The organism is Bacillus sp. P4_D3 (genome assembly GCF_056401855.1).
Genome location: NZ_JBFUIN010000894.1, coordinates 1 through 1130, shown reverse-complemented (window position 1 = coordinate 1130; position 1130 = coordinate 1). Strand labels below are relative to the sequence as shown.

The following is a 1130-nucleotide window of genomic DNA, read 5'->3' as shown; positions in this document are numbered from 1 at the left end:
TAATATAAGTAGAACCATTACACCAATTGTCATTCCAATCGATAAATATAATTTTGCGTTAGTAAAAAATGAGACAGTTGGTCCTTCCGATTTATATCCTCCATGTTTTGCCTTTTTAAAAACATCAATTGTAGTTACAATGTAAGTACAAAGCGCTCCTAACATTATTAAACCAATATAAACTAACGTTTTATTATTCCTAGGAAAATCAAACATTCCTTCAACCATCATAACGATAAATGGTAATGTTGCTAACTGAAAAGAATAAAATAAAGTCACGATGGCTTGGAGTTTCTGTAATTTAAAAGCAACCTTTGAAGACATGTAAATTATTAAAAAAATCAACTCCAAAATGTATAACTTTACCTCAGATCGTACCAAAAATGTTTCAAATGGTGTTAAAGAAATCTTATCACCGTTCAGCAAAATACCTAAAAACATGATGAGCATTGGTATAGAAGTATATGCAAAAACTCCCCCATAAAAGATTCTTATATAATCTGGACTTAATCGATTTCTATTTTCAATTTCAAAAAGACCCATATCTTCTTCTCTTATATTCCACATTCAGCTTTTTCAGCTTTTTCACCTTCTATATAGTTTAAATAATTCTCATACACTTAAATTCTATTTCACCATTATTTACTTTTCGTTTTGAATTTTTCATTTTGTTTTCGAGTTCTCCCACGCATTCTCTCATTTTCTTCCCAAGTCATATTAAATGATTTAAATTTGAATCTACAGTACACCAATAGCTGGAATTCTGCTGCACCAACGGCTACAGTGTACAGTAAAACAGTACCTATTACATATCCAATCAAAGTATCAATCGCATAATCATTATGAAAATAAATCAAAATAAGTAGGATTAATGCGTATATTGAAGCTACTTTCATCATAGTCCCTTTTMTTTTACTAAAAAAKGARRYGGATCTTTCATYCWTACTAAAYGCACCTTCACTYRCYTGTTTAAAYGTATCAATTGTTGTCACAATATGAACRATMACTGCTCCTATAAATAAGAAACCTACATATACTAATGTAATTCCGTCGATTGTATAATCAGAYATTCCAGGAAGAAYTAAMGCYGTRAATRWTATYGTACCTAATTGAAATGCATATAATAAYAC

Annotated in this window: 1 protein-coding gene and 1 pseudogene; both read right to left on the bottom strand. The window is 29.7% G+C overall.

What is annotated here, in order from left to right:
- Positions 1-567, bottom strand: a 567-nt coding sequence (locus AC1DTM_RS27740) for a hypothetical protein (RefSeq protein ID WP_477001403.1), incomplete at its 3' end; no start/stop codon positions are given.
- 71 nt (positions 568-638) lie between these two features.
- Positions 639-1130 (bottom strand): annotated as a pseudogene (locus AC1DTM_RS27735) (hypothetical protein); the annotation flags it as partial.